Origin of the sequence: Rhizobium sp. Rhizsp42, from assembly GCF_047304155.1 — a bacterium.
GTDB lineage: Bacteria > Pseudomonadota > Alphaproteobacteria > Rhizobiales > Rhizobiaceae > Rhizobium.
On the sequence record NZ_JBGLYS010000008.1, the window covers coordinates 1 to 26500 of the forward strand.

26 protein-coding genes are annotated in these 26500 nt (G+C 63.1%); 13 read left to right on the plus strand and 13 right to left on the minus strand.

Translation table 11 applies throughout. From position 1 onward, the window contains the following. Window positions 1-84: 84 nt before the first annotated feature. Window positions 85-1452: a PepSY-associated TM helix domain-containing protein gene (locus ACCD05_RS10115; protein ID WP_413392386.1), complete on the plus strand. Its 1368-nt coding sequence runs from the start codon at window positions 85-87 to the stop codon at window positions 1450-1452. A 37-nt stretch (window positions 1453-1489) separates the two neighbouring features. On the opposite strand, the gene ACCD05_RS10120 is transcribed toward ACCD05_RS10115, so the two are convergent. Beyond that, the gene (locus tag ACCD05_RS10120; RefSeq protein WP_413392388.1) at window positions 1490-2389 is read right to left on the minus strand and encodes a LysR family transcriptional regulator; all 900 of its coding nucleotides are present in this window, start codon (window positions 2387-2389) and stop codon (window positions 1490-1492) included. 112 nt (window positions 2390-2501) lie between these two features. Here ACCD05_RS10120 and ACCD05_RS10125 point away from each other — a divergent pair, with 112 nt between their 5' ends. Continuing rightward, a complete protein-coding gene (locus tag ACCD05_RS10125) occupies window positions 2502-3356 on the plus strand; it encodes an NmrA family NAD(P)-binding protein (RefSeq protein WP_413392390.1) in 855 nt (284 codons plus the stop codon). A gap of 61 nt (window positions 3357-3417) precedes the next feature. On the opposite strand, the gene ACCD05_RS10130 is transcribed toward ACCD05_RS10125, so the two are convergent. Further along, window positions 3418-4167, minus strand: a complete 750-nt coding sequence (locus tag ACCD05_RS10130; protein WP_047506987.1) for an SDR family oxidoreductase — start codon at window positions 4165-4167, stop codon at window positions 3418-3420. Between the two features lie 128 nt (window positions 4168-4295). After that, window positions 4296-5060, minus strand: coding sequence for an SDR family oxidoreductase (locus ACCD05_RS10135; protein WP_413392392.1), 765 nt, complete (start codon window positions 5058-5060; stop codon window positions 4296-4298). A gap of 124 nt (window positions 5061-5184) precedes the next feature. On the opposite strand from ACCD05_RS10135, the gene ACCD05_RS10140 reads away from it, so the two are divergent. Next, window positions 5185-6090 carry a LysR substrate-binding domain-containing protein gene (locus ACCD05_RS10140; RefSeq protein WP_209188894.1) on the plus strand — a complete coding sequence of 302 codons (906 nt, stop codon included), beginning with the start codon at window positions 5185-5187 and terminating at the stop codon, window positions 6088-6090. 14 nt (window positions 6091-6104) lie between these two features. On the opposite strand, the gene ACCD05_RS10145 is transcribed toward ACCD05_RS10140, so the two are convergent. Beyond that, window positions 6105-6977: a LysR family transcriptional regulator gene (locus tag ACCD05_RS10145; RefSeq protein WP_413392395.1), complete on the minus strand. Its 873-nt coding sequence runs from the start codon at window positions 6975-6977 to the stop codon at window positions 6105-6107. A 95-nt stretch (window positions 6978-7072) separates the two neighbouring features. Between ACCD05_RS10145 and ACCD05_RS10150 the strand changes: the two genes are divergently transcribed. Further along, window positions 7073-8371: an MFS transporter gene (locus ACCD05_RS10150; protein ID WP_413392396.1), complete on the plus strand. Its 1299-nt coding sequence runs from the start codon at window positions 7073-7075 to the stop codon at window positions 8369-8371. A 63-nt stretch (window positions 8372-8434) separates the two neighbouring features. Here ACCD05_RS10150 and ubiB read toward each other — a convergent pair whose 3' ends face one another. Next, window positions 8435-10009 carry a 2-polyprenylphenol 6-hydroxylase gene (gene ubiB / locus ACCD05_RS10155; RefSeq protein ID WP_413392398.1) on the minus strand — a complete coding sequence of 525 codons (1575 nt, stop codon included), beginning with the start codon at window positions 10007-10009 and terminating at the stop codon, window positions 8435-8437. Window positions 10010-10015: 6 nt separating this feature from the next. Beyond that, window positions 10016-10792, minus strand: coding sequence for a bifunctional demethylmenaquinone methyltransferase/2-methoxy-6-polyprenyl-1,4-benzoquinol methylase UbiE (ubiE, locus tag ACCD05_RS10160; protein ID WP_047507000.1), 777 nt, complete (start codon window positions 10790-10792; stop codon window positions 10016-10018). A gap of 149 nt (window positions 10793-10941) precedes the next feature. On the opposite strand from ubiE, the gene mutM reads away from it, so the two are divergent. The 6 genes from mutM to ACCD05_RS10190 all read left to right on the plus strand — a co-directional run bounded on the left by mutM (window position 10942) and on the right by ACCD05_RS10190 (window position 17604). Beyond that, on the plus strand, window positions 10942-11847 hold the full coding sequence (mutM, locus tag ACCD05_RS10165) for a bifunctional DNA-formamidopyrimidine glycosylase/DNA-(apurinic or apyrimidinic site) lyase (protein ID WP_413392400.1): 906 nt from the start codon (window positions 10942-10944) through the stop codon (window positions 11845-11847). A gap of 31 nt (window positions 11848-11878) precedes the next feature. Continuing rightward, a complete protein-coding gene (locus ACCD05_RS10170) occupies window positions 11879-12652 on the plus strand; it encodes an enoyl-CoA hydratase (protein WP_413392402.1) in 774 nt (257 codons plus the stop codon). Between the two features lie 191 nt (window positions 12653-12843). Further along, window positions 12844-13122 carry a 30S ribosomal protein S20 gene (gene rpsT / locus ACCD05_RS10175; protein ID WP_111563244.1) on the plus strand — a complete coding sequence of 93 codons (279 nt, stop codon included), beginning with the start codon at window positions 12844-12846 and terminating at the stop codon, window positions 13120-13122. A gap of 854 nt (window positions 13123-13976) precedes the next feature. Then, on the plus strand, window positions 13977-15527 hold the full coding sequence (gene dnaA, locus ACCD05_RS10180; protein WP_047507008.1) for a chromosomal replication initiator protein DnaA: 1551 nt from the start codon (window positions 13977-13979) through the stop codon (window positions 15525-15527). Between the two features lie 133 nt (window positions 15528-15660). Continuing rightward, complete coding sequence (locus ACCD05_RS10185; protein WP_413392404.1) at window positions 15661-16743, plus strand: saccharopine dehydrogenase C-terminal domain-containing protein; 1083 nt, start codon at window positions 15661-15663, stop codon at window positions 16741-16743. Between the two features lie 105 nt (window positions 16744-16848). Continuing rightward, window positions 16849-17604 (plus strand): glycoside hydrolase family 16 protein, encoded by a 756-nt coding sequence (locus tag ACCD05_RS10190; protein ID WP_413392406.1) that lies wholly within the window; start codon window positions 16849-16851, stop codon window positions 17602-17604. 45 nt (window positions 17605-17649) lie between these two features. On the opposite strand, the gene fhuF is transcribed toward ACCD05_RS10190, so the two are convergent. Then, on the minus strand, window positions 17650-18414 hold the full coding sequence (gene fhuF, locus ACCD05_RS10195) for a siderophore-iron reductase FhuF (RefSeq protein WP_413392408.1): 765 nt from the start codon (window positions 18412-18414) through the stop codon (window positions 17650-17652). A gap of 136 nt (window positions 18415-18550) precedes the next feature. Beyond that, window positions 18551-19435 (minus strand): transcriptional regulator GcvA, encoded by an 885-nt coding sequence (gcvA, locus tag ACCD05_RS10200; RefSeq protein ID WP_413392410.1) that lies wholly within the window; start codon window positions 19433-19435, stop codon window positions 18551-18553. Window positions 19436-19648: 213 nt separating this feature from the next. On the opposite strand from gcvA, the gene ACCD05_RS10205 reads away from it, so the two are divergent. Continuing rightward, window positions 19649-20566: a DMT family transporter gene (locus tag ACCD05_RS10205; protein ID WP_209188914.1), complete on the plus strand. Its 918-nt coding sequence runs from the start codon at window positions 19649-19651 to the stop codon at window positions 20564-20566. A 207-nt stretch (window positions 20567-20773) separates the two neighbouring features. On the opposite strand, the gene hemW is transcribed toward ACCD05_RS10205, so the two are convergent. The 4 genes from hemW to rph all read right to left on the minus strand — a co-directional run bounded on the left by hemW (window position 20774) and on the right by rph (window position 23935). Continuing rightward, window positions 20774-21976 carry a radical SAM family heme chaperone HemW gene (gene hemW, locus ACCD05_RS10210; RefSeq protein ID WP_413392412.1) on the minus strand — a complete coding sequence of 401 codons (1203 nt, stop codon included), beginning with the start codon at window positions 21974-21976 and terminating at the stop codon, window positions 20774-20776. 10 nt (window positions 21977-21986) lie between these two features. Then, window positions 21987-22631 (minus strand): RdgB/HAM1 family non-canonical purine NTP pyrophosphatase, encoded by a 645-nt coding sequence (gene rdgB, locus ACCD05_RS10215; RefSeq protein ID WP_413392414.1) that lies wholly within the window; start codon window positions 22629-22631, stop codon window positions 21987-21989. A 10-nt stretch (window positions 22632-22641) separates the two neighbouring features. After that, entirely contained in the window at window positions 22642-23046 is a 405-nt protein-coding gene (locus ACCD05_RS10220) for a VOC family protein (protein WP_413392416.1), read from the minus strand. A gap of 172 nt (window positions 23047-23218) precedes the next feature. Then, window positions 23219-23935 carry a ribonuclease PH gene (rph, locus tag ACCD05_RS10225; protein WP_018898171.1) on the minus strand — a complete coding sequence of 239 codons (717 nt, stop codon included), beginning with the start codon at window positions 23933-23935 and terminating at the stop codon, window positions 23219-23221. Window positions 23936-24118: 183 nt separating this feature from the next. Between rph and hrcA the strand changes: the two genes are divergently transcribed. Beyond that, window positions 24119-25207 (plus strand): heat-inducible transcriptional repressor HrcA, encoded by a 1089-nt coding sequence (gene hrcA / locus ACCD05_RS10230; protein WP_018898172.1) that lies wholly within the window; start codon window positions 24119-24121, stop codon window positions 25205-25207. 2 nt (window positions 25208-25209) lie between these two features. On the opposite strand, the gene ACCD05_RS10235 is transcribed toward hrcA, so the two are convergent. Beyond that, the gene (locus ACCD05_RS10235; RefSeq protein ID WP_047507031.1) at window positions 25210-25644 is read right to left on the minus strand and encodes a GFA family protein; all 435 of its coding nucleotides are present in this window, start codon (window positions 25642-25644) and stop codon (window positions 25210-25212) included. A gap of 219 nt (window positions 25645-25863) precedes the next feature. Here ACCD05_RS10235 and grpE point away from each other — a divergent pair, with 219 nt between their 5' ends. Further along, on the plus strand, window positions 25864-26484 hold the full coding sequence (gene grpE, locus ACCD05_RS10240) for a nucleotide exchange factor GrpE (RefSeq protein ID WP_018898174.1): 621 nt from the start codon (window positions 25864-25866) through the stop codon (window positions 26482-26484). Window positions 26485-26500: the final 16 nt, after the last annotated feature.

Consider the following 26500-nt stretch of genomic DNA (forward strand, 5'->3'; position numbering starts at 1 on the left):
GCCGGTCAAAACACAACCAGAACCCAAGGAAACGCCGCCAACGCTGGTGTTTTATCCCTTGTGTTCTTTCATTGGAGACATATCATGTCCGATTTCACCATCGGTCGGGAAGGTGCGAGCGCTGCCGTGCGTTCCCCGTCCGATCTCTACCGCGCCGTCTGGCGCTGGCATTTCTACGCGGGTCTTCTCGTCCTGCCCTTCATGCTTTCGCTTGCCGTCACCGGCGCGCTCTATCTCTTCAGGGACGAGATCGACAATGTCGTTCATGCCGATCTGAAGCGCGTGGCAATCAGCCAGCAGATAACGCGATCGCCATCCGCGATGGTGGATGCAGCCCTTGCCGCCCATCCCGGCACCGCAATCAAGTTCACCGATCCCGTCGACCCCGGCGCGTCGGCGGAGATCACCATCCATACCGTGGCCGAGGGCAACATCGCCGTCTATGTCGATCCCTATAGCGGCAAGGTGCTCGGCGAACTGCCCGATCGCGGCACGATCATGTGGACGGTCCGCTATCTCCACAGTCTCAAATATTTCGGCTCCGTCACCCGCTCGTTGATCGAGATCGCGGCTGGCTGGGCGATCCTGCTTGTCGGCACGGGCATCTATCTCTGGTGGCCGCGCAAGCAGACGGGAGGGGTGCTCAGCATTCGCGGCACGCCCCGAAAGCGCGTCTTCTGGCGCGATACCCATGCTGTCCTCGGCCTCTTCGTCGGCGGCTTCATCGTCTTCTTAGCCGTCACGGGCATGCCCTGGTCAGGCGTCTGGGGCGCCAAGGTTAACGAGTGGGCGAACGGAAACAACTTCGGCTATCCGGCTGGCGTGCGCGTCGCCGTGCCCATGTCGGACGAACATCTCGATCATATCGCCAAGACCACATGGTCGCTCGAACAGGCGCAGGTCCCGCAATCCCCGGGCCACCAGCACGGCGCGATGCCGATCAGCCTGGATGAAGCCGTCGCCACCTTCGATCGCCTCGGCCTGCATCGCGGCTATGCCGTCAATATCCCCGTGGATGCGATGGGCGTCTACACCGGCTCCGTCTATCCTGACGATCTCGCCGAACAGCGCGTCGTGCATCTTGATCAGTTCACCGGAAAACCGCTGATCGACATGAGCTATGCCGATTACGGCCCACTCGGCAAGGCACTGGAGTGGAGCATCAACGTCCATATGGGGCAGGAGTTCGGGCTGGCGAACCAGCTTGTCCTGCTCGCCGCCTGCATCGGCATCGCGGTGCTCGCGGTATCCGCGGGCGTCATGTGGTGGAAGCGCCGCCCGGCAGGCTCGCTCGGCGTCCCGCCCATGCCGTCGGACAAGCGGGTGTTTCGCGGCCTGATCGCCATCCTCGCCATCGGCGGCATCATCTTCCCGCTGGTCGGCCTGTCGCTCGTCGTCATGCTGGCGCTCGACTGGATCTACGTCAGAACCCGCCGCCGCCGATCGATCTGAAAGCCGTGAGGAGGCATCGTCGATGCCTCCTCACTCCCTACTCTTGAACGATCCCGACACAGAAATCGATGAACGCCCTGACCTTCGCCGGCACATGCTGGCGCGACGGATAGAAGGCGTAGAGCGGGAAGGTCTCGTCGGGCCAGTCAGGAAAGAGGTCGATCAGCTGGCCGCTTTCCAGATAGTCCTGCATCCCAAGCGAAAACACCTGCGCGATGCCGATCCCGGCAAGGCAGGTGGCAAGCGTGGTACCGGCGTCATTGACGAGAATGCGTCCGCGCGTCTCGATCGGCACGACCTCGGCGCCACGCCGCAATTCCCATTCGAAGGGCCGGCCTGTCAGCGAATCCCGGAACTGGATGCAGGTGTGGTCGGCAAGATCGCCGGGCGCCGTCGGCCGCCCATGCTTGGCGAGATAGGCGGGCGCCGCGATGGTGATCACCCGTGTGCGCATCAACAGCCGCGAGATCAGCGTGGTGTGTGAGGGATCGCCGAAGCGCACCGCCACGTCCATGCCGTCGGCCACCAGATCGCCGATCTCGTTGCGGGTGATGATCTCGATCTGCAGCTCGGGATAGAGATCGAGAAACGCGCCAAGCCTAGGTCCCAGAACCAGTCGCGAGAAATACGGATCGACATTGACCCTGAGCCGCCCGCGCACCGACTGTGCCACGCCCGAGGCCGCCATCGCCGCCTCCTCTATGCCGCTCAGCAGTGGCGCCACCTGCTCGTAGAAGCGGGCGCCGTCGTCGGTCAGGCGCATGGTGCGGGTGGTGCGGTCGAGCAGGCGCAAGCCGATGCGGCCTTCCAGCCGGGCAATGGCGCGGCTGACGCCTGACGGAGACAGACCCATCGCATCCGCCGCCCGCGCGAAACTTCCGCTTTCGATCACGGCCGCCAGCACACTCACTCCGTTCAGCAGTCGTCCATCGAACATCGATCCATCCGTGATTTTCAGTCACTAATACGATGACATATGCGCACTTCAATCAAAGATAGGAAAGGATCATTTTGCGGGCGAACGGAAAACTGAACCAAAGGAGTTTCCAATGTTCGCCATTACAGGAGTAACTGGGCAGGTCGGCGGCATCGTCGCCGCGCAGCTGCTACAGGCCGGATTGCCGGTCCGTGCCATCCTTCGCAACGCCGAGAAAGGCAAGGCCTGGCGCGAGAAGGGCGCCGAACTGGCGCTTGCCGAAATGACCGATGCCGATGCGCTGACCGCCGCCTTCACCGGCGCCGAGGGCGTCTTCCTGCTGATCCCGCCGACCTTCGACCCGACATCAGGCTTCCCGGAAGTGCGTGCCGTCATTGCCGCGCTGAAGACGGCGCTGCTGCGGGCGCGGCCGGAAAGGGTCGTCTGCCTCTCCACCATCGGCGCGCAGGCCGAGGAGCCGAACCTGCTCAGCCAGCTGGGCCTCGTCGAGCAGGAGCTTTCGACGCTGCCGCTGCCGATCGCCTTCCTCCGCGCCGCCTGGTTCATGGAGAACGCCGCATGGGATGCGGCGGCCGCGCGCGAGGCCGGCGTCATCGCAAGTTTTCTCCAGCCGCTCGACCAGGCCTATCCGATGGTCTCGGTCGCCGATGTCGGCGAAAGGGCCGCGTCGTTGTTGCAGGAGAACTGGACCGGCAAGCGCATCGTCGAGCTGCAGGGGCCGGAGAAGGTGACGCCCGCCGACATCGCAGCCGCCTTCTCCAAGGTGCTCAGCAAGCCGGTCAGCGCGGAAATCGTCGCACGCGACAGCTGGGAGGCGCTGTTCAAGGGGCAAGGCATGCGCAACCCGATGCCGCGCATCCGCATGATCGACGGCTTCAACGAGGGCTGGATCCGCTTCGAAGGCCAGCCAGAGAAGGGATCGACGACGCTGGAGACAGCCATCCGCCGGCTGGTCGAAGCCGCCTGATACAAAAGAAAGGCCGCGGACGAAACATCCGCGGCCTTCCATGCGAGCTTGATACTCGATCTCAGAGATTGCTCATCCCGCCATCGATGACGAGTTCGCTGCCGACGATATAGGCGGCCTCGTCGGAGGCGAGGAAGATGACGGTCTTGGCGACCTCGGCGGCGTCGCCGAAGCGCCCAACCGGGATCTGCGACTGGATATGATCGGCCATCGCCTTCGAATCCGCTTCCGATGCGCCGAGCTTGCTGTAGAGCGGTGTGGCGATCGGGCCGGGGCTGACGGCGTTGACGCGGATGCCGCGACCGATCAGTTCGCCCGACAGCGTCTTGGCAAGCGTCAGCAGCGCCCCCTTGGTCAGCGAATAGACGCTGGAGTTCGGCATGCCGATATGCGCGTTGATCGAGGTGTTGAGCACGATCGCGGCCTGCTTGGAGAAGATCGGCAGCAGCGCCTGGATCAGGAAGAACGGACCCTTGACGTTGATCGCGATCGACTTGTCGAAGGCGGCCTCGCTCCATTGCTCGACAGGGCCGAACTCGGCCACGCCGGCATTGACGAAGAGTATGTCGAGATGGCCGAAGGCGTTCTTGATGGCTTCGGCGACGACCTGCTGCCCGGCGACATTGCCGGCATCGGCCTGGATGACGATGGCCTTGTCGCCGAGTTCGGCGCGGGCGGCGGCGACGCTGTTGGCGCTGCTGCCGGTGATGGCGACGCGGGCGCCTTCGGCGATGAACTGGCGGGCGGTTTCAAGGCCGATGCCGCTGGTGCCGCCGGTGATGAGGGCAGTCTTGTTCTGAAGGCGTGACATGGATCGATATCCTTGTGGGGTGGGCTGCTTGCCCATGATGTGTTGTTGGGGGCGGTGGGCAGAATGCCTTGCTGTTCGGTCGCGATCACCCCCTCCGAAAGGCGAAGGTGATCGAGCGAGTATGCGCATCAGGTGCGGGTGATCGAGGCGCCACCATCGACCAGCGAGGCCGTGCCGGTCACGAAGCTGGAATCGTCCGAGGCGAGGTAGAGCACCGAGCGGGCCAGTTCGTCCGGCGTTGCCACGCGCTTCAGCGCATGCAGGTTGGTGACGAAGCCCTGCTTGTCGGGCGTGTCGTTCATCTCGCGATACATGTCGGTGTCGACGGCGCCTGGCAGCACCGAGTTCACGCGCACGTTCTTCGGGCCGTATTCGGCGGCCAGCGCCTGCGTCAGGCCGATCAGGCCGGCCTTGCTGGCGGCATAGGCTGCCACACCAGGGAAGGCGAAGCTGTAGCCGACGAAGGTCGAGGTGAAGATCACCGAGCCGCCGCCGTTCCGTTCCATCTGGCCGATCTGGTGCTTGGCGGCAAGGAAGGAGGCCGTCAGGTTGATCGTTACCGCCTCCGTGAATCCGGCTTCCGAAACGCCAGTGCTCGGGCCTGCCTCGCCGAGGATACCGGCATTGTTGAAGGCGATATCGAGCTTGCCGTAGCGTTCGACGGCGGCGGCGACCAGCGCCTTGTGATAATCTTCCGAGCGCACGTCGCCGGCCAATGCGACTGCGTCTCCGCCGGCGGCCTTGATCTGCTCGACCAGGCTGTCCAGTTCGGCCTGGCGGCGGGCGCCGACCACGACCTTGGCGCCTTCGGCGGCAAAGAGCTTGGCCGTTGCGCGGCCGATGCCGGCGCTGGCACCAGTGATGATGGCGACTTTTCCATTCAAGCGGTTCATTCTTCCATCTCCTTTTTGGGTTGGGGTGGCGTTTGCCGCCCCGTTCGATGAGTGGAAGATGGCATTTTCCTTTTGTTCGGATTAGTCTCCAAATAACGGAACTCGAATTCGGAAATACCGAACGATGATCAGGATCGAAGGAATAACGGCATTCGTGTCGGTGGTGGAATCCGGCTCGGTCAGCGAGGCGGCGCGGCGCCTTCGCCTGTCGAAATCGGTGGTCAGCGAAAGGCTGGCGGAACTGGAGCGCTCGCTGGGCGGCATGCTGCTTCACCGCACCACCCGCAAGCTGACGCTGACCGAGGATGGCACCGCCTTTCTCGAGCGCGCCGCCCGCATCGTCCGCGAGATCGAGGACGCCACGGCCGAGATGGCCGAGCGGCGCGGCACGCTCTCCGGGCCGCTCAGGATCGCCGCCCCCGTCACCTTCGGCCGCATGCATCTCGGCCCGGCGCTCTATCCGTTTTTGGCCAAGCACCCGGAGATCCAGCTGGTGCTCGATATCGATGATCGCCGCGTCGATGTGTCATCGGAAGGCTATGACGCCATCGTGCGCAACGGGCCGATCGTCGATTCCCGCCTCGTCGTCTGGAAGCTCAGCCGCAGCCGCCGTCTGCTGGTCGCGTCCCCCGATTATCTCGAGCGCCACGGCACGCCGAAGACGCTCAACGATCTCGATGGCCACAAGGGCATTTTCTACACCAACCGCGGCGTCTCCGACTGGCGCTTCCAGACGCCCGATGGCGCCATCGTGGTGCGCGCCAGCCAAGTGCTCGGCATGAACAATGGCGACATGATCCGCGATGCGGCGGTGGCCGGCCTCGGCATCGCGCTGCTCCCCGCCTTCATCGCCGGCCCGGCGGTGAGCGAGGGGCTGCTGAGCGAGATCGACGTCGGCTACAAGCCGGAGGCCGAGTTCATCTATATGGCTCATCCCGAAGGCCGCAATCCCTCCGCCAAGCTGCGCGCCGTCGCCGATCATCTGCGCAAGACCTTCGGCGATCCGCCCTATTGGGACCCATCAGGCTGATCAGGTCGGGCAACTCAAATCAGGCTCATCAGATTGCCGACAACGCGCGACCGCCGCGACTTCAGCATCGCCAGTCCAAGCCGCGCCACCAAAGGCGGCCCCTCGATCGGCCGGTAGGCGACGCCGTCGAGCTTCAGATGCGCGAGCGAACCCGGCACGATCGACACGCCGAGGTCCGCGGCGACCAGATTGATGACGGAAGGGATCTGCGGCGCCTCCTGCGTCACGACAAGTTCGAAACCGGCATCCCGGCAGCCGCGCACGATATCGTCATAGAGGCTGAGACCGACGGTGCGGGGAAAGAGAATGAAGGGCTCGCCCGCAAGCGCGGCAAGCGGCACCGTCTTCAGCTTCGCCAACGGATGGTGCGCCGGCAGCGCGATCAGCATCGGCTCGTCCGCCAGCCGCTTCAGGTACACATCCCCAGGATCTTCCAGCCCGGGGCGAATGAAGGCGGCGTCGATCTCCTGCCGCATCAGCTTTTCCATCAGCCAGTTGCTGTTCATCTCGGTGAGCGACAGGCTGACATCCGGCCATTGTCCGCGAAACCGGCGGATCGTGCCGCTGACGGCGGTGTTGAAGGCCGACGACGCCGTGAAGCCGAGCGCCAGTCGCCCAGTTTCGCCGCGCGTCGCTCGCTGGGCTGCAAGCTTCGCCTTCTCGGCCGAGGCAATTGCCGCGCGCGCCTCAGGCAGGAAGGCCGCTCCCGCCTCCGTCAGCTCCGCGCCATGCGGCACGCGGTGAAACAGCGCCGCCCCGATTTCGTTTTCGAGATCGCGGATCTGCTGGCTGAGCGGCGGCTGGCCGATGCCGAGCTTGGCGGCGGCGCGGGTGAAATTACGCTCCTCGGCCACGGCAAGGAAATAGCGGATATGGCGCAGCTCCATCGGTATCTCCAAAACCTATCAAGAAAGCCAGTTTCATATATTGGACAAATGATGGCCCGTTGGCTAGATCAAAGGGCGTGAAAGGTTGGTCCTCAATGCCACGCGCCGCAGACAAGCAGTCCGTCCCCTCGGAAATCCCCTCCCGTCCTCATCTGACCGTGATCGAGAATGCCGCTCCCCAGCACCAGGGAAGCGAAGCGCAGGAAAAGCAGTTCCTGCTGCGCGGCACGCCGGCCTACAGGCGCGCCAGCATCGCCCTGTTCCTCTCGGGCTTCGCCACCTTCTCTCTGCTCTATTGCGTCCAGCCGCTGATGCCGATCTTCGCCAGCGACTTCGGCATCAGTCCGGCCGCAAGCTCGCTCTCCCTGTCGCTGTCGACGGGCCTGCTCGCCTTCGCCATCTTCTGCGCCGCCGCCGTCTCCGAAAGCTTCCGCCGCCGCAGCCTGATGTTCGCCTCGCTGCTCGGTGCCGCCCTTTGCACGATTGCCTGCGCGCTGGTCCCGAGCTGGCATGCGCTGCTGGTCATCCGCGCCCTTGAAGGCCTGCTCCTCGGCGGCGTTCCCGCCGTCGCCATGGCCTATCTCTCGGAAGAGATCGATCCGCGCGGCCTCGGCGCATCCATGGGCCTCTATATCGCCGGCAACGCCTTCGGCGGCATGGCCGGCCGCGTCGTCACCGGCACGCTGGCCGAGTTCTTCTCCTGGCGTATCGCGCTCGGCACGCTGGGCGCCATCGGCCTTGCGGCGGCCATCGGCTTCTTCCTGCTGCTGCCCGCCTCGCGCAATTTCACCCCGCGCAAGGGCTTCAACGCCCGCTTCCATCTCGGCGCCTGGGCCGGCCATATCAGAAGCCCGGCGCTGCCCTTCCTGTTCGCCATCGGCTTCCTCGCCATGGGCACATTCGTCACGGTCTACAACTATATCGGCTTCCGCCTCGTAGAAGCGCCGTACAATCTGAACCAGACCGAACTCGGTCTGATCTTCACCGTCTACATCTTCGGCATCGCCGCCTCCTGGATCGCCGGCCTGCTTGGAGACCGCTTCGGCCACTTCGTCGTGCTGCCTTCCGGCATCGCGCTCTCGGCGATCGGCGTGGCGCTGACGCTCTCGGCCTCGCTGCCGCTGATCATCCTGGGCATCGTGCTCCTGACCTCAGGCTTCTTCGTCGCCCACTCGGTCGCAAGCGCGCTGGTCGGACGGCTCGCAAAGGGCACCAAGGGCCATGCCTCGTCGCTCTATCTCCTGTCCTATTACATAGGCTCCAGCGTCGCCGGCTCCGTCGGCGGCTATTTCTGGGGTGCTGATGGCTGGAACGCGGTCGTTATCTTCACCCTGACGCTGCTGGCGATCGGCATGGTCGCGGCACTTGCCGCAGCACGGCTGTCGCGTCGATAGCAAAAATAGGAAAAGCCCGCGACATGGCGGGCTTTCTCATTATTGGTAGGCTCGTGCGAGCGGTCAGCTAACCGCCCAGGCGATATAGATCAACGTCAGCGCGATCAGCCACAGTGCCCAGCGGCCGGAGCGGCTGTGGCGGGCTTCCGACTTGCCGATCGCCTCGGCCGTCTCGGCGTCGAAGCGCAGGCCGTTCTCGCTCATCCTGAGCAGCTCGTGATGGAACTTCTCGGTCTTGGCGGCGATCTCGGGTGCGGCCTCGGCAAGCTTCACGGCGGCCTTCAGCCCGTCCTTGATATCGGTCGCGATCCGCTTCGGTCCGAGATTGTTGCGGATCCATTCGCCGACGACGGGTTCGGATGCCTTCCACATGTTGAAGCGCGGGTTGAGGATGCGGGCGACGCCCTCGACCACGACCATGGTCTTCTGCAGCATCACCAGCTCGGGCCGTGCGGCCATGTCGAACAGCTCGGTCACCTCGAACAGAAGCGTCAGCAGCTTGCCCATCGAGATCGTCTCGGCCGGCTGCCCGTGGATCGGCTCGCCGATCGCGCGGATCGCCTGCGCGAAGCTTTCGACATTGTGGTGGCCGGGCACATACCCCGCCTCGAAATGCACCTCGGCGACGCGGATATAGTCGCGGGTGATGAAGCCGTAGAGGATCTCGGCGAGGAAGCGGCGCTCCTTCTTTCCGAGACGCCCGACGATCCCCATGTCGACGGCGACGATCATCCCCTTGGGGTCGACGAAGAGATTGCCCGGATGCATGTCGGCATGGAAGAAGCCGTCGCGCAGCGTATGGCGCAGGAAGGACTGGATCAGTGTATCGGCCAGCGCATTGAGATCGTGGCCAGCGGCCTTCAGGCCCTCGACATCGGACATCTTGACGCCGTCGATCCACTCCATGGTGATGACGTCGCGTCCCGTTCGTTCCCAATCGACGGTCGGAACGCGGAAGCCCGGATCATCTCGCGTGTTCTCGGCGATCTCCGAAAGGGCCGCCGCCTCGAGCCTCAGGTCCATCTCGACCTTGGTCGTCTGCTCCAGCGTCTTCGTCACTTCCACCGGCTTCAGGCGCCGGCTGGAGGGCATGAAGCGCTCCTGCAGATGGGCGACGAGATACATCGCCTCGAGATCGTGGGTGAAGCGCTGGCGCACGCCGGGGCGCACCACCTTGACGGCAACCTTCTTACGTCCCTGCGGCGTCATCACCTCGGCCGGATGCACCTGCGCGATCGAGGCCGCGGCGATCGGCTCGCCGAAGCTGACGTAGAGCTCATCCACCGGCCGGCCGAGCGATCCCTCGATATTGGCCTTGGCGGCGGCATCAGGAAAGAAGGCCATCCGGTCCTGCAGCTGCGACAGGTCGTCGGCGAACTCGACGCCGACGACGTCTGGACGCGTCGCCAGGAACTGGCCGATCTTCACATAGGAAGGCCCCAACCGTTCGACGGCCTTGGAGAGCCGGTCGCTGCGCTTCTGGGTCTTGGCGCGCTTGCGCGCAAACATGCCGACGAAGGACTTGGCAGCCGCGACCGAAGGCGGAAGCTCGTCGGAAGGCAGCGCCGAGACGACGCCCTCGCGCACGAGAATCCAGCCAACCCGCCAGAGCTGGAAATATGCCGAAACAGTGCTCATTCCGGCTTAAAGCTTCCAGCCGGAGTGAAGGGCGGCGATACCGCCGGTATAATTGGTGTAGCTGACGCGCGAGAAGCCGGCATTGCGGATCATCGCCGCGAAGTTTTCCTGGTTCGGGAACTTGCGGATGGATTCGACCAGATACTGGTAAGGCTCGGCATCGCCGGTGATGGCCTTGCCGAATTTCGGAATGGCGTTGAACGACCAGCTTTCATAGACGCGGTCGAGCAGCGGCATGTCGACTTCGGAGAATTCGAGAACCAGCAGCCGGCCGCCGCGCTTCAGCACGCGGTAGGCTTCGCTGAGCGCCACGTCGATGCGCGGCACGTTGCGGATGCCGAAGGCGATCGTATAGGCGTCGAAGCTGTTGGCCTCGAAAGGCAGTTCCTCGGCGTTGGCCTCGACGAAGGTCAGGTTGTCGGAGAGCTTCTTCTTGGCGGCGCGCTCGGCGCCGACTGCCAGCATCGATCCGTTGATGTCGAGCACGGTGGAGTGCGCCATCCGGTTCGAGGCTTCGATGATGCGGAATGCGATGTCGCCCGTGCCGCCGGCCACGTCGAGCGTCTTGTAGCCGGGCTCCTTGCGCGGGTTCAGCGCCGCGATCATCGCATCCTTCCAGACGCGGTGCATGCCGACCGACATGACGTCGTTCATGATGTCGTAGCGCTTGGCGACCTTATGGAAGACTTCGTTGACAAGGCCCTGCTTTTCGCCGCCTGAAACTTCGCGGAAGCCGTATGATGTTTCCATGCCGCCGTCGGCGGAGGTGCGGCTGTCTGACATCGAATACTCCAATCTCTTAAAACAACGCGGCGACCATAGCGAAATCAGGCAGGCGACGCTATCTGTGGGCAACGGTCCGGTCCGCGACACCATGGCGCTATAGCGCACATCGCGGGCGGTTGAAACATGTTCGATATAGATGGGTTAAGATGCCGGAATTGCCAGAAGTCGAAACCGTCAAGCGCGGCCTCGCGCCCACCATGGAGGGCGCGCGTATCGTCAAATTGGAGCTTAGGCGAGGGGACCTGCGCTTCCCGTTTCCGGAGGCCTTCGGCGAAAAGGCATCCGGCCGCACCATCGTCTCTCTCGGTCGTCGCGCGAAATATCTGCTGATCGATCTCGACAGCGGCGCCACCATCATCGCCCATCTCGGCATGTCCGGCTCCTTCCGCATCGAGGCGGGCCCGATTGCGGATATGCCCATCTCCGAAACACCGGGCGATTTCCATCATCCGCGCTCCAAGGATGAAAAGCACGATCACGTGATCTTCCATCTGGAGGGGCCGTCGGGCGTTAGCCGCGTTATCTATAATGACCCGCGCCGTTTCGGCTTCATGGACATGGCAGAGCGCACCGCGCTCGACATCAATCCCTTTCTCTATGGTCTCGGCCCGGAGCCGACAGGCAATGCGCTGAGCGCCGCCTATCTGGCCGAGCGCTTCAAGGGCAAGGCGCAGCCGCTGAAGAGCGCACTGCTCGACCAAAAGAACATTGCCGGCCTCGGCAATATATATGTGTGCGAGGCGCTATGGCGCTCCCACCTTAAGCCGACGCGTGCCGCCACCACCCTGGTGACACCGACCGGCAAGCCCACCAAGCAGCTCGACCTGCTCGTCTCCTCGATCCGCGACGTCATCGCCGACGCCATCAAGGCGGGCGGCTCGTCGCTGCGTGATCATATCCAGACGGATGGCTCGCTCGGCTATTTCCAGCACTCCTTCTCCGTCTATGATCGCGAAGGGCAGCCTTGCCGTACGCCCGATTGCGGCGGTACCATCGCCCGCATCGTTCAGGCCGGGCGCTCGACTTTCTATTGCCCTACCTGCCAGAAGTAAGCCTGGGCATTGGCCCGACCGGGAGGAACGCATGTCTTATGAAACGCTGATCGTCGAAACCCGTGGCGCCGTGGGGCTGATCACGCTGAACCGCCCGCAGGCGCTGAACGCCTTGAACTCGACGGTGCTGAAGGAACTGCTGCAGGCTTACGCCGCATTCGAGAATGACGACGCCATCGGCGCCATCGTATTGACCGGTTCCGAGCGCGCCTTTGCCGCCGGCGCCGATATCAAGGAAATGCAGCCGCTCGATTTCGCCGATGTCTACGCCCGCAATTTCCTCGGCGGCTGGGACGATGTCGCCAAGGTGCGCAAACCCGTCATCGCCGCCGTCAGCGGCTTCGCGCTCGGCGGCGGCTGCGAGCTTGCGATGATCTGCGACTTCATCATCGCGTCGGAGACCGCCAAGTTCGGCCAGCCGGAAATCACGCTCGGCGTCATCCCCGGCATGGGCGGCTCCCAACGCCTGACGCGCGCCGTCGGCAAGGCCAAGGCGATGGATATGGTGCTCACAGGCCGCATGATGGATGCGGCGGAAGCAGAACGGGCAGGACTCGTATCGCGTGTGGTGGCGCCCGATCGTCTGCTCGATGAGGCGCTCGAGGCCGCGGCCAAGATCGCCTCCCTGTCGCGCCCCTCGGTGCTGATGGCCAAGGAGGCGGTCAACCGTGCGCTGGAGACCACGCTGGAGGAAGGTCTGCGCTTCGAGCGCCGCCTGTTCCACAGTCTCTTTGCGACGGAAGATCAGAAGGAAGGGATGACAGCCTTCATCGAAAAGCGTAAACCCGCCTTCAAGAACCGCTGACCCCTGAAGAGAAAAGGCGACGGTTCCTTGAAAATGCGCGTTGACGCCGGTCGGCTTTAGGGTTATATGCCCGCCCAAGGTTCGGGAAGCCAGTCCGGTTTTCCGATAATACTCCCGCATTGCTGTGTAGGAAGTGGCTGCAAGGCCCGCGGCGGTAGCGGAATTTGTTCGAATTCTTGAGAGAGGCATCCATGGCCAATACAACTTCGGCGAAAAAAGCGACCCGCAAGATCGCCCGCCGTACCGACGTCAACAAGGCTCGTCGCTCGCGCGTTCGCACGTTCGTTCGTCAGGTCGAAGAAGCACTCGCAGCTGGCGATGCTGCCAAGGCCAAGGAAGCCTTCCAGGCCGCGCAGCCGGAACTGGCCCGCGCAGCAAGCAAGGGCGTCCTGCACGCCAACACGGCATCCCGCAAGGTCTCGCGCCTCGCTGCTCGTGTGAAGGCTCTGTCGGTCGGCGCGACCGCTTAAGCTTCCGTTAATAAAGACAGCTATATGATTAGCCCGGCAACTTTGTCGGGCTTTTTCGATTCCGCCAACTGCCCGGACTATGGTTAATTTGGCGACGATTTCGTGTCCGGCAAATGACACAAAAAAATGAGTAATTACAAAGGCTTGTGTCAGGTTGTTCCTGAACGAAGAGACTCAGACCTTCCCTTGCGGCGTCTAAAACGAGTCAAGAAGCTTTTTTCTTTTTTTCTTTTTATGCGTGTCAAAATTGCCGGTTTCCGGAATCTCCTTGATTCAAAAGCGATTCTTTTTTTGCGCTAATGCAGCGCCCTAAATCTGCCGCAGGAGTCAACCGGCTACGCTTAATTTTGCGGAAATATGCCCGTTGATCTCGACCCCCGATCCTGCCTAAATGCCTCCCAACAAGGGGCTCGGACATCACCTGTTTTAAGGCTTGGTCTGAAACTGCCACGTCGGCAGGACGATGCTTTAGTGTCTTTTGTTGCGGAAGTTTCGACCTCCGGATTTTCACGCACCGATGCAGATTGGACTGCGGCTGTGGCTGCCGCGGAACGGGATCATCTGTGCGCCATTTTTGAGGGCTGCACGCAGCGCGTGCGATCTCGGGAAATGGAAAAAAGCATACGCAGGCAGGCTGGTGTTCGTTGGACGAGGAGCGGGCACCTAGGAGACAAGAAGCAATAAGACCGCATGAAGCGGTTGGCTTCGCCTCCAACAGTCGCCTCTCGTTAAGAGGCACGCGTTTGAGTGAACCGGCCGACAGCAGAGCATGAGGGTGATGCTGTCTGGTCATAAGCGGGGAAATGATCGGGCGACCAGGATTAGGTCGGCCGATGGAACTATAAGGCGGCAAGATGCACATGAATTCGATGGCGGCGAGTGCTTTGGACAACTCGGACAAGGTATCTCAGACGTTAGGCTCTATTTGCCCAGACGCGGCGGGGGAAAAGGGAGACATGAAGAATGATGGCATACTTTTTGAACGAGCAAGTGCACGCCTGAAGGCGCAGGTCGGTCCGGATGTCTACGCAAGCTGGTTTGCACGACTGAAGCTCCATTCCGTCTCCAAGAGTGTCGTACGGCTGACGGTCCCAACAACTTTTCTGAAGTCCTGGATCAACAATCGCTACCTCGACCTGATCACCGGCATCTTCCAGGCGGAAGACGCTGAAATCCTGAAGGTCGAAATCCTGGTTCGCACGGCAGCGCGCGCAACCAGCAAGCCGGAAGAAACGGCGACCCAGGAGCCGGTATCATCCGTCGCGCCGATCCGTCGCCCGGTCGCTCAGCAGGCCGGCCAGATCGTACAGCAGGCCGTTTCGGCAGCGTCTGCGGCGCGTCCGGCGACCTCTGGCCAGCCGCTCTTCGGCTCGCCGCTCGATAACCGCTTCACCTTCGACACCTTCGTCGAAGGCAGCTCCAACCGCGTCGCTCTCGCGGCTGCAAAGACCATTGCCGAAGCCGGTCAGGGCGCAGTGCGCTTCAACCCGCTCTTCGTTCATTCCACGGTCGGTCTCGGCAAGACCCATCTGCTGCAGGCAATCGCCAATGCAGCCGTACAGAACCCGCGCCAGCTGCGCGTCGTCTACCTGACGGCCGAATACTTCATGTGGCGTTTCGCAACCGCGATCCGCGACAATGATGCGCTGACGCTGAAGGACTCGCTACGCAACATCGACCTTCTGATCATCGACGACATGCAGTTCCTGCAGGGCAAGATGATCCAGCACGAGTTCTGCCATCTGCTGAACATGCTGCTCGACAGCGCCAAGCAGGTCGTCGTCGCAGCCGACCGTGCGCCCTGGGAACTGGAATCGCTCGACCCGCGCGTTCGTTCGCGTCTGCAGGGCGGTGTGGCGATCGAGCTTGACGGCCCGGATTACGAGATGCGTCTCGAAATCCTCCAGCGCCGTCTTGATGTCGCCCGCACCGAGGATCCGTCGCTGGAAATGTCGACCGAGCTGCTCAACCACGTAGCCCGCAGCATCACCGCCAGCGGCCGCGAACTGGAAGGCGCCTTCAACCAGCTGCTCTTCCGTCGCTCCTTCGAGCCGAACCTGACGGTCGAGCGCGTGGACGAGCTTCTCGCCCACCTGGTCGGCTCCGGCGAGCCGCGCCGCGTGCGTATCGAGGATATCCAGCGCATCGTCGCCCGTCACTACAACGTGTCGCGCCAGGAGCTGGTCTCGAACCGTCGCACGCGCGTCATCGTCAAGCCACGCCAGATCGCCATGTATCTGGCCAAGACCTTGACGCCGCGCTCCTTCCCGGAGATCGGCCGTCGCTTCGGTGGCCGTGACCACACGACCGTGCTGCACGCCGTGCGCAAGATCGAGGAGCTGATTTCAGGTGATAGCAAGCTGTCGCACGAGATCGAGCTGCTGAAGCGCCTGATCAACGAATAGTCGCGATCATAGCATCGAAATTAAGCGGCTGGGAGCGATCCCGGCCGTTTCCTTTTATGCACTGTTTATTTTATACAGCCCTTTCAAGCATACGCGCGGCGGGAGGAAAACGCCGCGCCTTGGGAGGATATAAATGAGCTTTACGAAAATCGCCGTACTCGGTCTGGGCAAGGTCGGGCGGCTGGCCGCCACGCTTTTGCATGAGGGCGGCTTCGAGGTCACGGGTGTGGATGCGCAGCTGCCTGTCGGCGAGGTGCCGTTCAAGTGCCATAGCGGCGATATCTCCGATCCCGCCGTCATCGGTGAATTGCTGTCGGGTGTCGATGCGGTGCTGTCGTGCCTGCCCTATCACCTGAATATCGGGCTGGCGCGCGCCGCCCATGCCGCCAGCATCCATTATTTCGATCTGACGGAAGATGTGCCCACCACCAACTTCATCATTGAGCTGTCGAAAACCGCGCGTGGCCTGATGGCGCCGCAATGCGGGCTGGCCCCGGGCTTTGTCGGCATCGTCGGCTCGAGCCTTGCAGATGGCTTCGATCGCTGCCGCTCGATCCGCATGCGCGTCGGCGCCCTTCCGCAAAATCCGACGGGCCTCTTGGGTTATGCCTTCAATTGGTCGCCGGAGGGCGTGGTCAACGAGTATCTGAACGATTGCGAAGTGATCGAAGGCGGTGTGCGAAAGCTGGTGTCGCCGATGGAGTGGCTGGAGACCATCTACGTCGAGGGCGTGAAGCTTGAGGCATTCACGACCTCGGGCGGTCTCGGCACCATGTGCGACACGCTTCTGGGGAAGGTTGAGAACCTTGACTACAAGACCATGCGCTATCCCGGCCACATGGATCTGATGAACTTCTTCTTCCACGAGCTTCTGATGCGCGACAAGCGCAAGCTCGCCGGCGAAATCCTGACGGAGGCCAAGCCCCCCGTCGATGACGATGTCGTCTATGTGCATGTGGCCGCCGAAGGCACAGAGCGTGGCAACCTGCGCCGCAAGGAATTCGTGCGCGCCTATTACCCGATCGAGATATCAGGCGCCCGCCGCACGGCGATCGCCTGGACAACTTCGGCATCGGTCGTTGCCGTCATCGAGATGGTGCGCGACGGCCTGCTGCCCGCAACCGGCTTCCTGCACCAGGAGCACATTCCGCTCGACATGTTCCTGAAGACCCCGACCGGCAGCCTCTTCAAGACGGGTGCGTCCCGCAGAGCCTGATCGCTGCTCGCATCATCGCCAGACGGCCGGGGCAATCCCGGCCGTTTGCTTTTGGCGCGCGCCTCTGCATAGTCGGCGTTAGACGATTGAGGCGCGGAGCTGATCATGCCGGCATTGCTTTTTTTCGACGACTTCGATGCGCCCGAGCTGAACGGCGAAAGCTGGCTGCCCTGCTATCTCCCGCATTGGAGTTCGTGGGAACGGTCGCAGGCGCGCTACAAGATCCGCGATGGCTACCTTCGGCTCATGCTCGAAGACGACCAGCAGCCCTGGTGCCCGGAATTCGATGGCGGCGTCAGGGTCTCCAACCTGCAGACGGGCCATTGGTCCGGCCCGGTCGGCAGCCGCGCCGGCCAGCACCGGTTCAATCAGGATCTCACGGTGCGCGAGGCGATCCCGCCCCGCCGCCTTTTCCTGCCGCATTACTGCCGTCTGGAGATGCGCGCTCGCGCAAGCCTCAACCCATGGAACCTCGCGGCGCTATGGCTGATCGGCTTCGAGGACGAGCCGCATCGCTCCGGGGAGATAACCGTCTTCGAAGTCTTTGGCCGCAATGTCGAGCCCGATGCGGTGAAGATCGGACGCGGCATCAAGAAGATCCACGATCCGAAACTGACAACCGAGCTCGATGAGACGAGCGTATCGATCGCTGTTGGCGACTGGCATGTCTACGCGATGGATTGGACGCCCGAGGGGATCGATTTTCTCGTCGATGGGGCAATCGTGACGCAGACCCGCCAGAGCCCCGATTATCCGATGCAGCTCATGCTGAACCTCTACGATCTGCCCGGCGACGAGGATCGCTCGCAGGCGCTCACTGCCACATTCGACATCGACTACGTCAAGGCGTGGGCCAAGTGACGCGCCGCGTCGTCATCGGTTCTGAGTTGAAGCGGTGCAATGTGTCTATTGCGGATTGCGCTGGCTGGGCAGTGCGCAGCGATTGCCACAGCTGGCGACCCCTGGCAGCATGTAGCGCAGGCAGCAGAGCTTGCGCCGCTGGATCATCTCGCCGCCGTCCTCGATCCGTTTGACGCTGCCGCACAAGGGGTTCGGCCCGCCATCCGGCAGGCACCCGCGCACGAAGAGCGGCAGGTCAGGAGCGGAACGCCCACAGCCGTCGCTATCGGTCAGACGCAGCGTATAGTCGATGTAGACGGCGGCGTTGTTCCACAGGAGCTTTGCCGAGAGCCCGCAGCGCTTCAGGCGCTCGACGGCCATGTTGAGATGGCCGGACATCAGCGGCCCGACCACGGAAAATTCGTCGCCGCTCGTCTCTTCGCCGATCATGCCGCGATGGGAGACGCCGAAGGCGCGCGGCAGCCCGTCCTCTGTCAGCGCGATCGTCATCGCATCGAATGCCACCGGCAGCACCTGGCCGGCCAGGCGGCGTGCGAGCAGATAGGGAATGGTGATCCCGGCGAAGTAATAGAGCGACCACATGGAGACGACGGCACGGCGATCGGTACCTTTGGTCACCTCGGTGTACCGGTCGATCGCCCGCTCAAAACCGCCATCCTCGAAGAATGTGGCGAGGGCGACGCCACCGGCCAGTTCATCCGCCAGCATCATCTTCTCGCGGCACCAGGCGTGATCGCCGGAAAAAGCGTGGGACAAGCCGATCGGCTGCGGGAGCCCGGGCGCCGTCCGCGCGATCTGTTGAACTGCCATGACTGAGGTTCGGCCTTGCCCGTATGCGTCTTAATCCTGATTATGATAATCAGCAAATACGCGGCAGGAAAGTGTTTTATGAGTGCGGGTGTCCACTTTTTCCGCGATTGCTGAAGTAAGCGCGCAGGCGCCGCGATCAGCGCTGCGCTTCCGACAGCAGCCAGCGGCGGAAGGCGGCCGCTGCCGGCCGTTCCAGCGCCTGACCGGGATAGACGAGATGGAAGGCGAGCCGGCTGGCGACGCCGACGGGGAAGGGGGCGACGAGCTGGCCTTCTTCCAGTTCAGTTGTCACGAAGGAGCGCCGCATCAGCGCGAAGCCGAGCCCCGCTTTCATCGCCTCGTAGGCGCCGTTGCCGTGCATGAAGACCGGCCCACGGGCGGCATCGACATTGCTTGCGCCCGCCGCCTCCAGCCATAGCTGCCAGTCGTGGCGGTAGACGTCGTGGATCAGCTGGAACGGCGCTAGTGCATCGGGCGACGGATCCGGGCCGAGCGCATCGGCGAGCTTCGGCGTGCAGACCGGCACCAGCTCGTCATCCACCAGCCGCTCGCTGACGAGCCCGTCATAGCCCCCGAGCCCGTGACGGATAGCGAGGTCTATGCCATCGCGCTGGAAATCCATCACCCTGTGCGAGGCGCTGATGCGCACGTCGATCTCCGGGTTCAGCGCTTCGAAGCGCGAAAGCCGCGGCACCAGCCAGTAGGTCGCAAAGCCCGCGGTGCATGTGACGTTCAGCACCGTGCCGCGGTTTCGCGCCGTGATCGCCGCCGTTGCCTCTCGCACCAGCCGAAATGCCGCCCGCAACGTCGTGAAATAGTCGGCACCCTCGGGCGTCAGCGCCAGCGCCCGCGCCTTGCGCTCGAACAGGCGAACGCCGAGCGAGGTCTCGAGATCGCGGATCTGCAGGCTGACGGCGCCAGGCGTCACATTGAGTTCCCGCGCCGCAAGCGTCATGCTCAAATGCCGGGCGGCGGCCTCGAAGGCGCGCAGCGCCGAAAGCGATGGAAGAAAATCACTCATGCTTTAGCTCAGCTCAATCATGAAACGAAAAAGACTCGTTTGTCGCATGGCTCTGACCACCATAGTATATGCATCAAGGTGATCATTCCAAGTCAGAGCTTGATCGTCACGGATAAGAATAACTCGACGGATGGTAATAGTCCGCGCAGGAATCGGGTGGCGTAGGCTAGCGCCGAGCGCTAAGCCGGTCATGCCGCAAAAGGGAGAGACGCGATGCAGCAGAGACAGATGGGCCTTGCCGAATGGGGAATGTTGCTGGTGCTGTCGTTGCTCTGGGGCGGATCCTTCCTGTTCAACGGCATCCTGGTGAAGACCCTGCCGCCGTTTACCATCGTCACTGGCCGCGTGCTGATCGCCGCCGTCGCGCTGAACCTGATCGTGCGCGCCACCGGTCACGCCATGCCGCGCGACGGAAAATCGTGGGCGGCCTTCTTCGTCATGGGCCTGATCAACAACATGATCCCCTTCTGCCTTATCGTCTGGGGGCAGACCCATATTGCGAGCGGCCTCGCCTCGATCCTCAACGCCACTACGCCGCTCTTCGGCGTCGTCGTCGCGCATCTGTTGACGGCGGATGAGAAGATGACCGGAAACCGCCTGCTCGGCGTCATCGTCGGCTTCGCCGGCGTCGCCTACATGATCGGCTTCGATGCGCTGCGCGATCTCGGAACCAATGTGCTGGCGCAGCTCGCCGTTCTCGGCGCCGCACTCTCCTACTCTTTCGCCGGCATCTATGGCCGCCGTTTCCGCCAGATGGGCATGGCACCACTTCTCCCCGCCGCCGGCCAGGTCACCGCCTCCAGCGTGCTGATGCTCCCCATCGCCCTCATCGTCGACCACCCCTGGACACTCGCCGCCCCCTCTATGGAGACCTGGATGGCGCTCTTCGGCCTGGCGCTGCTCTCAACCGCGGTCGCCTACGTCCTCTTCTTCCGCATCCTCGCCACCGCCGGCGCCACCAACCTCATGCTCGTCACCTTCCTCATCCCCGTCAGCGCCATCCTGCTCGGCGCCGCGATCTTGGGCGAGCAGCTTCAGGCCAAGCATCTGATCGGCATGGCGATGATCGCGATCGGTTTGGCTGCGATCGATGGGCGGTTGTTTGCGCGGGTGCGGAGGAGGGTGGTGTGAGTGCGGAAGTTATTTAGGAAAACAATAGGATAGCTCATCGGTTGGAGCCCCCTCATCCGACCCTTCGGGCCACCTTCTCCCCGCTGGGGAGAAGGGAAGAGGGAGCGAGCGGCTAGCCCTAGGTCTCTTCTCCCCAACGGGGAGAAGGTGCCGGCAGGCGGATGAGGGGGCTTCACGGTAAGACGCTGACCGCCCTAACCCCCCAACTCAACAAGCCAGATCAGCCACCACCGAATCCAAGATCAGCATCCCCGACGGCGTGCAGCGGATGCGCGAGTTGCCGATCCGCTCGATAAACCCGTGTTCCAGTAAAAACTCTTCGCGCTTCGGATCCGGATCGCGGCCGGAGAGCTGCTGCCAGCGGGCGAGGTCGACGCCTTCGGTGAGGCGCAGGCCCATCAGCAGCAGTTCGTCGGCCTGTTCGTCATAGCCGAGCTGTTCCTGGTCAAGCACGCCGTGGCCGTCGCGCTCCACGAGCTCGAGCCAGGCTTCCGGCTTGCGCTCGGTGGCGGTGGCGAGCTTGATGGGCCCGCGCGTCAGCCGGCCGTGCGCGCCGGGGCCGATGCCGGCATAGTCGCCGTAGCGCCAGTAGGTGAGATTGTGACGGCTCTCCGCGCCCGGGCGGGCGTGGTTGGAGACCTCGTAGGCGGGCATGCCCTCGGCGGCGGTGATTTCCTGTGTCGCCTCATAGAGCAGCGCCGACTGGTCGTCGTCGGGCACCACGAGCTTGCCCATCTTGTGCAGTCCGAAGAAGGGCGTACCCTCTTCGATCGTCAGCTGGTAGAGCGACAGGTGATCGACGGCGTAGGAGATCGCCTCGCGCAGCTCGCGCTCCCATTCCTCCACCGTCTGCTTGGGACGGGCGTAGATCAGGTCGAAGGACATGCGCGGGAAGATATCGCGCGCCAGCTTGATCGCCTTCAGCGCATCCTCGACGTCATGCAGACGTCCGAGAAACTTGAGGTCACGATCGTTCAGCGCCTGCACGCCGAGCGACACGCGGTTGACGCCGGCGGCGCGGTAGCCGCGAAAACGCTCGGCCTCGACGCTTGAAGGGTTGGCCTCCATGGTAATCTCGATGCCATCAGGCATGTGCCATTCCTTGGCGATGCCGTCGAGAATGGCCGAAACCGTCGATGGGTTCATCAGCGAGGGTGTGCCGCCGCCCAAGAACACGCTGGTCACCGTCTTCGGGCCGCTCAGCTGCCGCATCGCCGCCATTTCCTTCAGGAAGGCGGCGGTGAAGCGCTCCTGGTCGACAGGCTGGTGGCGCACATGGCTGTTGAAGTCGCAATAGGGGCACTTGGCGGCACAAAACGGCCAATGCACGTAGACGCCGAAGCCGGGCTCACCGGTATCGGGCAAAAGAGATGCATAGCGCGTCAGGTTAGGCTGTTCCAAAGTGTCCACGATTCGGGTCTTATGCGTCCAGGCAGGTTTCGACGAAGATCTTGAAGGCGCGGGCGCGGTGCGAGAGGGCGGCAGCGTCGCCCGGCTTCCAGCCGTGCTTCTCTTCCGCGCTCATCTCGCCGAATGTGGTGTCGTAGCCCTCGGGTTGAAAGACCGGGTCGTAGCCGAAGCCCGCGGTGCCGCGCGGCGGCCATGCGACGAAGCCTTCGACTTCGCCGCGGAACATCTCGGTATGGCCATCAGGCCATGCCAGGCAGAGCACGCTGACGAAGCGCGCGGTGCGTTGTTCCGGCGTGGTCGCGCCCTTTTCCTGAAGAGCGGTTTCGACCTTCTGCATCGCCATGGCGAAATCGCGCGTACCATCAGCCGTTTCCGCCCAGTTGGCGGTGTACACGCCAGGTGCGCCACCCAACGCGTCAATCACAAGGCCGCTGTCGTCGGAGAGCGACGGCAGGCCGGAAGCCTTGGCGGAAGCCAGCGCCTTGATCGCGGCGTTTTCCTCGAAGGTCGTGCCGGTCTCATCCGGCTCCTCGAACTTCAGTTCGGCTGCCGATTTCGCCGAGAAGCCGAAAGGACCGATCAGGTCGGCGATCTCGCGTATCTTGCCGGCATTGTGGCTGGCAACGACGATGGTGCGGGTATCGAGCTTGCGCATGGGCGGTCCTTCAAAGATTCCAAAGTTTGGGTTCGGCGCATTCCAGGCTGTTGCCGTCAGGATCGCGGAAATAGATCGATCGCGCCCCGTTCGGCCAGCAGAAATCGCTTTCGATGGAAACGCCCGCTTTGTTCAGCTTTTCCGCGATCAAGTCAATCGCTTCCGCACTCATCCGGAAACAGGCATGCCCCGCGCCGGTGGTGCCATGCGGCGGAACCGGCAGCGCGTCAGAAGAGGGCGGCTTGATCGTCTCGTGGCGGTTGAAGATCAGAAGGATGCCCGGGCCGCAGCGAAAGAAGACATGCCGGTTGTCGTGGCGCAGAACTTTCTCGAGGCCGAGAACATCGCGATAGAAGCCTTCGGCGGCATCGAGGTCGTCGACATAAAGCGCGGTTTCAAGAATGCCGTCGATCATGCTGTCATTCTCCGGGGCGCCAAAGACCCTCTCTGGCCTGCCGGCCATCTCCCCCACGAGGGGGGAGAAGGCTTGTGGCAAGCGACTGCCCAAATTGACCGTCGACGGGGCGTCTGGGTTAAGCCCTCCCCCTTGTGGGGAGGGTTGGGGAGGGGCCTTTATTCAGCTCCCCTCAGGCAATCGCCGCCTTCTGCATCTCCACCAACTCGGCAATGCCGTTCTTGGCAAGCGCCATCAGAGCGCCGAACTCTTCCTCGCTGAACGGCGTGCCCTCGGCCGTTCCCTGGATCTCGACGATGCCGCCCGAACCAGTCATCACGAAGTTCGCATCGGTCTCGGCAGACGAGTCCTCGAGGTAATCGAGATCGATCACCGGCTGGCTGGCGAAGACGCCGCAGGAGATCGCGGCGACGTGGTCCTTCAGGACCCGCTCGACCTTGATCATGTTGCGGCTTTCCATCCACTTCAGGCAGTCGTAGAGCGCGATCCATGCGCCGGTGATCGATGCCGTGCGGGTGCCGCCGTCGGCCTGGATGACGTCGCAGTCGAGCGTGATCTGGCGTTCGCCGAGTTCCTTGAGGTCGACCACGGCGCGCAGCGAGCGGCCGATCAGGCGCTGGATTTCCTGGGTGCGGCCACCCTGCTTGCCGGCGGCGGCTTCGCGCTTCATGCGATCGCCGGTGGCGCGCGGCAGCATGCCGTATTCTGCGGTGACCCAGCCCTTGCCGGTGTTGCGCAGCCACGGCGGCGTCTTTTCTTCAAGGCTCGCCGTGCACAGCACATGCGTGTCGCCGAACTTCACCAGACAGGAGCCTTCGGCGTGCTTGGAAAAGTTGCGCTCGAAGGTGACCTTGCGCATCTGGTCGGTTTTTCTGCCTGATGGCCGCATCCTAATTCTCCTCGGTGCACGGGACCGGGAACGCGGGCGCGATCCCAGGCTTCATCCTATGTGCGGGTCTGTTGTTGACCGCTTCTACGATTGGCGGCGCGCATTTGCAAATTCCCTTTTGCGCGCACGGGGAGATTGGCTATATTTTGCGGCATCATTATCAGCATGGGTGCGCAAGGCTTAATGGAATTCAGGTCGTCGACGATTTCGGACGCCGTTGCCGCGCTGGACGAACGCTCCAAGGAAATCTTCCGTCGCATCGTCGAGGGCTATCTGGAGACGGGCGAGCCGCTGGGCTCGCGCAATCTTTCGCGCATCCTGCCCATGTCGCTGTCGCCGGCCTCGGTGCGCAACGTCATGAGCGATCTGGAAGAGCTCGGCCTCGTCTATTCCCCGCATGTGAGCGCCGGCCGCCTGCCCACGCAGGTAGGCCTGCGCTTCTTCGTCGATGCCTTCATGCAGGTCGGCGATCTCTCCGCCGAGGACCGCGCCAATATCGACCGGCAGGTGCGGGCGGAAAGCCGCGATGGCCCGATGGAAGCGATGATGAACGAGGCAAGCCGCATGCTGTCGGGAATGTCGCGCGGCGCCGGTCTCGTCATCACGTCCAAGAGCGATCCCGTGCTCAAGCACGTCGAGTTCATCCGCCTGGAGCCCACCAAGGCGCTGGCCGTTCTCGTCGGCGATCACGATCAGGTCGAAAACCGCATCATCGAACTGCCCGCCGGCGTCACCTCCTCGCAGCTCACCGAAGCCGCGAACTTCCTCAACGCCCACATGACCGGCCAGACGCTGCCCGAGCTGCGCAGCCAGCTCGGCCGCCTCAAGGCCGATGTGCGCCACGAGCTCGACGCGCTGTCGCAGGATCTCGTCGAGCGCGGCATCGCGGTCTGGTCCGGCAGCGCGGATGAAGGCAAGCCCGCGCAGCTCATCATCCGCGGCCGCGCCAATCTCCTGGAGGGGTTGGGCAATCCCGATGATCTCGACCGCCTGCGCATGCTGTTCGATGATCTCGAGAAGAAGGACAGCCTGCTGGAGCTGCTGAACCTTGCCGAAAGCGGCCCTGGGGTCCGCATCTTCATCGGCTCGGAAAACAAGCTCTTCTCGCTCTCCGGCTCCTCGCTGATCGTCGCACCCTATCGCGACGAGGACGATCGCATCGTCGGCGCCGTCGGCGTCATCGGCCCGACGCGGCTCAACTATTCGCGCATCGTGCCGATGGTCGATTACACTGCCCAGCTCATGGCAAGGCTCTCGCGCCCGTCCAAATAACGCTATTCCGGCAGCTGCACGCCGGAACCGCCCATCTCCGCAGGCATGTCCTTGAACTTCGGCAGCCCGTCCTTCACGTGCAGGATGGTGTCCTCGTAGTTCACATGCATGGTCGGCTTGTAATCGAGATCGGGGATAACGGGCGCGTATACATCGGTCACGCCCCAGAGCGGGTGCTCGCTATAGAGATGCCCGCCGCACGTGTCGCAGAACTTGCGCACGCTGTAGTCGGTCTTCTGGAAGCTCTCGACATGCTCGCCACCCTTGGTGACCCGAACCGCCTGAGGCTGCCACAGCGTGAAGGTGTTGATCGGCCCGGCCGACCAGTGCTGGCAGGAGCGACAATGGCAATAGCCCATCGCGACCGGCGTGCCGGTCACGGTCAGTTCCACGGCACCGCAAAAGCATTTCCCGACATAGACGTTTTCGTCGGCCATCTCAGCACCTCCCAGGTTGAGAGATGAGTGTGGCACCGTATTAGGTTTTGCGAAAGTAAGAATGACATGTGGTTGCCACCTCGCTGTCGCTTTCATACACGGTCGTCACGGGCCGAACATGCCTGTGTTTCCGACCTTCTTCGTCACGCAGACTTGATTTTTGATGTTCAAAGTTCGATATCGGGCTCATCCAAAAGCCACCAATGACCGGAGAACGTCATGACTGACGAGACGACGAAGAACGGACCTGACGCAGCCGCGGAAGAAGCCGCAGCCGACGCCGCCGCAAACGTCGAGAACGAGACCGCAGCCGAGCCCGATCCGATCGAGCTCCTGAAAGCTGAGAATGCCGAGCTGCGCGACCGCTATCTGCGCCTCGCCGCCGACATGGACAATCTGCGTCGCCGCACCGAGCGCGAAGTCAAGGACGCCAAGTCCTACTCCGCAGCCGGCTTCGCCCGCGACATGCTGGCTGTCTCCGACAACCTGCGCCGCGCGCTCGACGCCATTCCGGAAGAGGCCCGCGCCGGCGCCGATGCCGGCCTGACGACGCTGATCGAAGGTGTCGAGATGACCGAGCGCTCGATGCTGTCGACGCTGGAGCGCCACGGCGTGCGCAAGCTGGAGCCGGTCGGCCAGAAGTTCGACCCGAACTTCCACCAGGCAATGTTCGAAGTGCCAAATCCCGACGTACCAAACAACACTGTCGTCCAGGTCGTCCAGGCCGGCTATTCCATCGGCGAACGCGTCCTGCGCCCCGCCATGGTCGGCGTCGCCAAGGGCGGCCCGAAGATCGTCGAAGCCGAAACCAACTCGGTCTTCGACCAGAAGGACGCCTGATCCGATCGGGCCCGCC

What these genes read in the sequence shown, in the direction of transcription:
- ACCD05_RS10115 (WP_413392386.1), top strand. Translation starts at nt 85, where the DNA reads ATGTCCGATTTCACCATCGGTCGGGAAGGTGCGAGCGCTGCCGTGCGT.
- ACCD05_RS10120 (WP_413392388.1), bottom strand. Translation starts at nt 2,389, where the DNA reads ATGTTCGATGGACGACTGCTGAACGGAGTGAGTGTGCTGGCGGCCGTG.
- ACCD05_RS10125 (WP_413392390.1), top strand. Translation starts at nt 2,502, where the DNA reads ATGTTCGCCATTACAGGAGTAACTGGGCAGGTCGGCGGCATCGTCGCC.
- ACCD05_RS10130 (WP_047506987.1), bottom strand. Translation starts at nt 4,167, where the DNA reads ATGTCACGCCTTCAGAACAAGACTGCCCTCATCACCGGCGGCACCAGC.
- ACCD05_RS10135 (WP_413392392.1), bottom strand. Translation starts at nt 5,060, where the DNA reads ATGAACCGCTTGAATGGAAAAGTCGCCATCATCACTGGTGCCAGCGCC.
- ACCD05_RS10140 (WP_209188894.1), top strand. Translation starts at nt 5,185, where the DNA reads ATGATCAGGATCGAAGGAATAACGGCATTCGTGTCGGTGGTGGAATCC.
- ACCD05_RS10145 (WP_413392395.1), bottom strand. Translation starts at nt 6,977, where the DNA reads ATGGAGCTGCGCCATATCCGCTATTTCCTTGCCGTGGCCGAGGAGCGT.
- ACCD05_RS10150 (WP_413392396.1), top strand. Translation starts at nt 7,073, where the DNA reads ATGCCACGCGCCGCAGACAAGCAGTCCGTCCCCTCGGAAATCCCCTCC.
- ubiB (WP_413392398.1), bottom strand. Translation starts at nt 10,009, where the DNA reads ATGAGCACTGTTTCGGCATATTTCCAGCTCTGGCGGGTTGGCTGGATT.
- ubiE (WP_047507000.1), bottom strand. Translation starts at nt 10,792, where the DNA reads ATGTCAGACAGCCGCACCTCCGCCGACGGCGGCATGGAAACATCATAC.
- mutM (WP_413392400.1), top strand. Translation starts at nt 10,942, where the DNA reads ATGCCGGAATTGCCAGAAGTCGAAACCGTCAAGCGCGGCCTCGCGCCC.
- ACCD05_RS10170 (WP_413392402.1), top strand. Translation starts at nt 11,879, where the DNA reads ATGTCTTATGAAACGCTGATCGTCGAAACCCGTGGCGCCGTGGGGCTG.
- rpsT (WP_111563244.1), top strand. Translation starts at nt 12,844, where the DNA reads ATGGCCAATACAACTTCGGCGAAAAAAGCGACCCGCAAGATCGCCCGC.
- dnaA (WP_047507008.1), top strand. Translation starts at nt 13,977, where the DNA reads ATGCACATGAATTCGATGGCGGCGAGTGCTTTGGACAACTCGGACAAG.
- ACCD05_RS10185 (WP_413392404.1), top strand. Translation starts at nt 15,661, where the DNA reads ATGAGCTTTACGAAAATCGCCGTACTCGGTCTGGGCAAGGTCGGGCGG.
- ACCD05_RS10190 (WP_413392406.1), top strand. Translation starts at nt 16,849, where the DNA reads ATGCCGGCATTGCTTTTTTTCGACGACTTCGATGCGCCCGAGCTGAAC.
- fhuF (WP_413392408.1), bottom strand. Translation starts at nt 18,414, where the DNA reads ATGGCAGTTCAACAGATCGCGCGGACGGCGCCCGGGCTCCCGCAGCCG.
- gcvA (WP_413392410.1), bottom strand. Translation starts at nt 19,435, where the DNA reads ATGAGTGATTTTCTTCCATCGCTTTCGGCGCTGCGCGCCTTCGAGGCC.
- ACCD05_RS10205 (WP_209188914.1), top strand. Translation starts at nt 19,649, where the DNA reads ATGCAGCAGAGACAGATGGGCCTTGCCGAATGGGGAATGTTGCTGGTG.
- rdgB (WP_413392414.1), bottom strand. Translation starts at nt 22,631, where the DNA reads ATGCGCAAGCTCGATACCCGCACCATCGTCGTTGCCAGCCACAATGCC.
- ACCD05_RS10220 (WP_413392416.1), bottom strand. Translation starts at nt 23,046, where the DNA reads ATGATCGACGGCATTCTTGAAACCGCGCTTTATGTCGACGACCTCGAT.
- rph (WP_018898171.1), bottom strand. Translation starts at nt 23,935, where the DNA reads ATGCGGCCATCAGGCAGAAAAACCGACCAGATGCGCAAGGTCACCTTC.
- hrcA (WP_018898172.1), top strand. Translation starts at nt 24,119, where the DNA reads ATGGAATTCAGGTCGTCGACGATTTCGGACGCCGTTGCCGCGCTGGAC.
- ACCD05_RS10235 (WP_047507031.1), bottom strand. Translation starts at nt 25,644, where the DNA reads ATGGCCGACGAAAACGTCTATGTCGGGAAATGCTTTTGCGGTGCCGTG.
- grpE (WP_018898174.1), top strand. Translation starts at nt 25,864, where the DNA reads ATGACTGACGAGACGACGAAGAACGGACCTGACGCAGCCGCGGAAGAA.